This is a genomic window from Lutibacter sp. (genome assembly GCF_040883305.1).
Taxonomy (GTDB): Bacteria; Bacteroidota; Bacteroidia; order Flavobacteriales; family Flavobacteriaceae; genus Lutibacter.
Genome location: NZ_JBFLKT010000387.1, coordinates 1 through 2,947 on the forward strand (window position 1 = coordinate 1; position 2,947 = coordinate 2,947).

Here is a 2,947-nt window from a genome sequence, read left to right on the forward strand (position 1 = left end):
AAGTTGAAGTTTCTGTTAGTGAAGGTTTATAAGAAAGTCAAGCATGGTCAAGAATTCCTGACAAATTAGCATTCTATGATTATATTGGAAACAACCCAGCAAAAGGTGGTTTATTCCGTGAAGGTCCAATGAACAAAGGTGATGGTATTGCAGAAGCATGGTTAGGACACCCAATTTTCCGTGACAAAGAGGGACGTGAGTTAACAGTACGTCGTATGCCAGCCTTCTTCGAAACATTCCCTGTAATTTTAGTAGATAAAGATGGTATTATCCGTGCTGATATTCCATTCCGTCGTGCTGAGTCAAAATACAGTATTGAACAAGTTGGCGTAACAGTAGATTTCTATGGTGGTAAATTAAATGGTCAAACGTTTAAAGATGCTCCAACTGTGAAAAAATTCGCACGTAAAGCTCAATTAGGAGAAGTTTTTGAATTTGATAGAACAAGTTTAGAATCAGATGGTGTATTCAGAAGTAGTCCACGTGGTTGGTATACTTTTGGTCACGCTAACTTTGCTTTATTATTCTTCTTTGGTCACTTATGGCATGGTGGTCGTACAATTTTCCGTGATGTATTCACTGGTATTGGTGCAGAAGTTACAGAGCAAGTAGAATTTGGTGCATTCCAAAAACTTGGTGATAAATCAACGAAAAAACAAGGTGCTGTATAAATTACAGTCGGCATTCTTTATATTTAAATAGGATCAAACAATGGAAGCGTTAGTTTACACATTTTTACTTATTGGTACTTTAATCGTAATTTTCTTTGCCGTATTTTTCAGAGAAACACCTCGAATTATTAAAAAATAAAACCAATAAATTGGTTTTATTTTTTTAATCCTCATGTTCTTCAAATGGATCACGCAAATTTTTTGCAGCTGGTCCAAATGCTGTATAAACAGAATATGTGGTAATTCCTAAGAGTAAACTTGAGACAAAAATTACGAGAATAGTTGCTGTTTCCATGTTATATATTTATTGAAATTAAACATTTTAATATTATATAACATATACTAGAAAAATTAATTTATTAAAAGTATAAATATTTTATGGCATTACGAACAAGATTAGGTGAACTTTTACGCCCATTAAATGCTGAGTATGGTAAAGTTGCTCCAGGTTGGGGTACAACACCAATTATGGCTGTAGTAATGGGTGCATTTTTAGTATTTTTACTAATTATTTTACAAATCTATAATTCATCATTAATTATTGAAAATGTAGATGTAGATTGGACAAACGGTATTGTATAATATCTAGAAAAAATAATTTAAAAGGATTTAAAACCCTTTTAAATTATAAAACTTAAATAAATTAAAAATATAAATCTATGGATATTTTAAGTTTAGGGTGGGCTAGTTTAATGACAATGTTTACATTTTCATTAGCTATTACTGTCTGGGCTCGAAATGGTTTCTAATTATTTAAACTTTTTGTAAAATTGAAATTAAAATTATTATGGAATTAATCAAGTCAATATTCCCGTATGCAAGTCAAGAAATTGTTACAGCTGCTGCTGTATGTTTTTTTATGACTTTATTTGGCCTTTCTTTAGGATTTGCTCTATTAAAAGTTCAGGGTGAATAAAAATCCATTTAATAATAATATGGGATATATTATTATTAAATGAACTCTTCAGTGAATATTTTGTTGATTAGTTTTTAACTATTTTATTGTAAAATTTTAGAGTACTACCTTCGGGAAAATTCAAGTCGAAAATAAACAGATTTTAACCAAACTTGCGCCGTTTGCAAAGCAGTTCTGAAGATGAAAAATAAGATAATTAAGAAAAGTGGTGCTAAAATATCTCACTCTTCAAAATTTTGAAAATAACTTCTATCAAAATATTTTAATCTATATAGAACTTATCGATTTGATCAAATATAGCGTTGAAATAAATACATTATTCATTGAAATATTTTTGCATTTCGTAAAAGATTTCTTTAATAGAATTTTTTATCATATTTGTCCTCTTCCTTAGATTCGGGTTCGAAAATTTCACAGCAACTAAATACTTTTCCTATCAGCCTAGAAAATTCTTCTGGTATTGTATCTGGTTCAAAATTCATTTTGCGTCCATTTCGATCGCGATCTTTTTTCCATAGATCCAAGAATTCGTCGCTAAAATCTTCTGCAGTAGTAATTCCATTTAGAAATTCACTTATTACTGAAACATATTTTTGTCGATTTCCCCAATATTTCTGATTTTCCAGTCGAACTTTGTAAATTAACAATTCCATATAGTCTTCTCAATTCACTTTATAGAAAGATACTCCTTGTTTTTTAAAAATGTCTTCTTGTTCTAATAAATAAAAATACCTTTTTGTATCGTAGTCCATTAATAATCCCAATGTTTTTATTAGTTAATAAATCACTTACTTGTCCTTGGGTAAGTTTCCACGCAGATACAAATTCTTTAGTTTCTTTTTTAAAAATTGCATTGCATCCGCTTACATTTTCGTAAAAATGAATTGCGGAGAATTGATCCGGCTCGCCTTTTCGGTAAGTGCCTTCAATTCTTTCACCTCTTAAAACAAGCTTTTTAATTTCATCTTTAAAACCTTCAATATCTTCAGATGTCCTAGGTGTTTTTAACCAAGCTTTTTCGTTTGGTGTAGAAGCGAGACCGAAATCAGATCCATGGTTTTTGACCTTGTATTTAGCTTGCCCATGGAGGATTCTAACATCTTAATCGGGAATTATTAGGTTATCAGGGTGTAGAAGATTCCTTCGTTGTCCTTTTGTTATAATACAGTCATGATTCATTTGCTTAGATGGATTTTGATTCCCATTAAATTACTGTTCGTTAAGTTTTCCAGTAGTTCGAGAAGATAAGGGTTTATTATTGATCGGCCGTGAGCCATATTGTCGCTGGGGAGTAAAACCCTGTACAAATATACTGCCACCTCCAGTTTTCCTTGCGTTTTTTAATGCGTCTGCTTTTGCC

At 31.3% G+C, this 2,947-nt stretch carries 7 protein-coding genes and 1 pseudogene; 5 read left to right on the plus strand and 3 right to left on the minus strand.

Features of this window, described 5'->3' with window-relative positions; all coding sequences use genetic code 11:
• Positions 1-47 precede the first annotated feature (47 nt).
• Positions 48-671: pseudogene (locus AB1Z17_RS12420) on the plus strand (photosystem II chlorophyll-binding protein CP47); the annotation flags it as partial.
• Between the two features lie 40 nt (positions 672-711).
• A complete protein-coding gene (locus AB1Z17_RS12425; RefSeq protein ID WP_368052106.1) occupies positions 712-810 on the plus strand; it encodes a photosystem II protein T in 99 nt (32 codons plus the stop codon).
• Between the two features lie 24 nt (positions 811-834).
• Here the strand turns inward: AB1Z17_RS12425 and psbN are convergent, their stop codons facing one another.
• The gene (gene psbN, locus AB1Z17_RS12430) at positions 835-966 is read right to left on the minus strand and encodes a photosystem II protein N (RefSeq protein ID WP_368052107.1); all 132 of its coding nucleotides are present in this window, start codon (positions 964-966) and stop codon (positions 835-837) included.
• Between the two features lie 83 nt (positions 967-1,049).
• Here psbN and psbH point away from each other — a divergent pair, with 83 nt between their 5' ends.
• The 3 genes from psbH (at position 1,050) to AB1Z17_RS12445 (ending at position 1,587) form a co-directional block, all read left to right on the plus strand.
• Positions 1,050-1,253, plus strand: a complete 204-nt coding sequence (psbH, locus tag AB1Z17_RS12435) for a photosystem II reaction center phosphoprotein PsbH (protein ID WP_368052108.1) — start codon at positions 1,050-1,052, stop codon at positions 1,251-1,253.
• Between the two features lie 77 nt (positions 1,254-1,330).
• Positions 1,331-1,420 carry a cytochrome b6/f complex subunit VIII gene (locus tag AB1Z17_RS12440; protein ID WP_368052109.1) on the plus strand — a complete coding sequence of 30 codons (90 nt, stop codon included), beginning with the start codon at positions 1,331-1,333 and terminating at the stop codon, positions 1,418-1,420.
• A gap of 38 nt (positions 1,421-1,458) precedes the next feature.
• Complete coding sequence (locus AB1Z17_RS12445) at positions 1,459-1,587, plus strand: PetM family cytochrome b6-f complex subunit 7 (protein ID WP_368052110.1); 129 nt, start codon at positions 1,459-1,461, stop codon at positions 1,585-1,587.
• 356 nt (positions 1,588-1,943) lie between these two features.
• On the opposite strand, the gene AB1Z17_RS12450 is transcribed toward AB1Z17_RS12445, so the two are convergent.
• Entirely contained in the window at positions 1,944-2,240 is a 297-nt protein-coding gene (locus tag AB1Z17_RS12450; protein ID WP_368052111.1) for a colicin immunity domain-containing protein, read from the minus strand.
• A 43-nt stretch (positions 2,241-2,283) separates the two neighbouring features.
• Positions 2,284-2,679, minus strand: a complete 396-nt coding sequence (locus AB1Z17_RS12455; protein ID WP_368052112.1) for a colicin D domain-containing protein — start codon at positions 2,677-2,679, stop codon at positions 2,284-2,286.
• Positions 2,680-2,947: the final 268 nt, after the last annotated feature.

Coding starts and splice junctions, on each gene's coding strand:
- psbN (WP_368052107.1), bottom strand. CDS start 966: ATGGAAACAGCAACTATTCTCGTAATTTTTGTCTCAAGTTTACTCTTA.
- AB1Z17_RS12445 (WP_368052110.1), top strand. CDS start 1,459: ATGGAATTAATCAAGTCAATATTCCCGTATGCAAGTCAAGAAATTGTT.
- AB1Z17_RS12425 (WP_368052106.1), top strand. CDS start 712: ATGGAAGCGTTAGTTTACACATTTTTACTTATTGGTACTTTAATCGTA.
- psbH (WP_368052108.1), top strand. CDS start 1,050: ATGGCATTACGAACAAGATTAGGTGAACTTTTACGCCCATTAAATGCT.
- AB1Z17_RS12440 (WP_368052109.1), top strand. CDS start 1,331: ATGGATATTTTAAGTTTAGGGTGGGCTAGTTTAATGACAATGTTTACA.
- AB1Z17_RS12450 (WP_368052111.1), bottom strand. CDS start 2,240: ATGGAATTGTTAATTTACAAAGTTCGACTGGAAAATCAGAAATATTGG.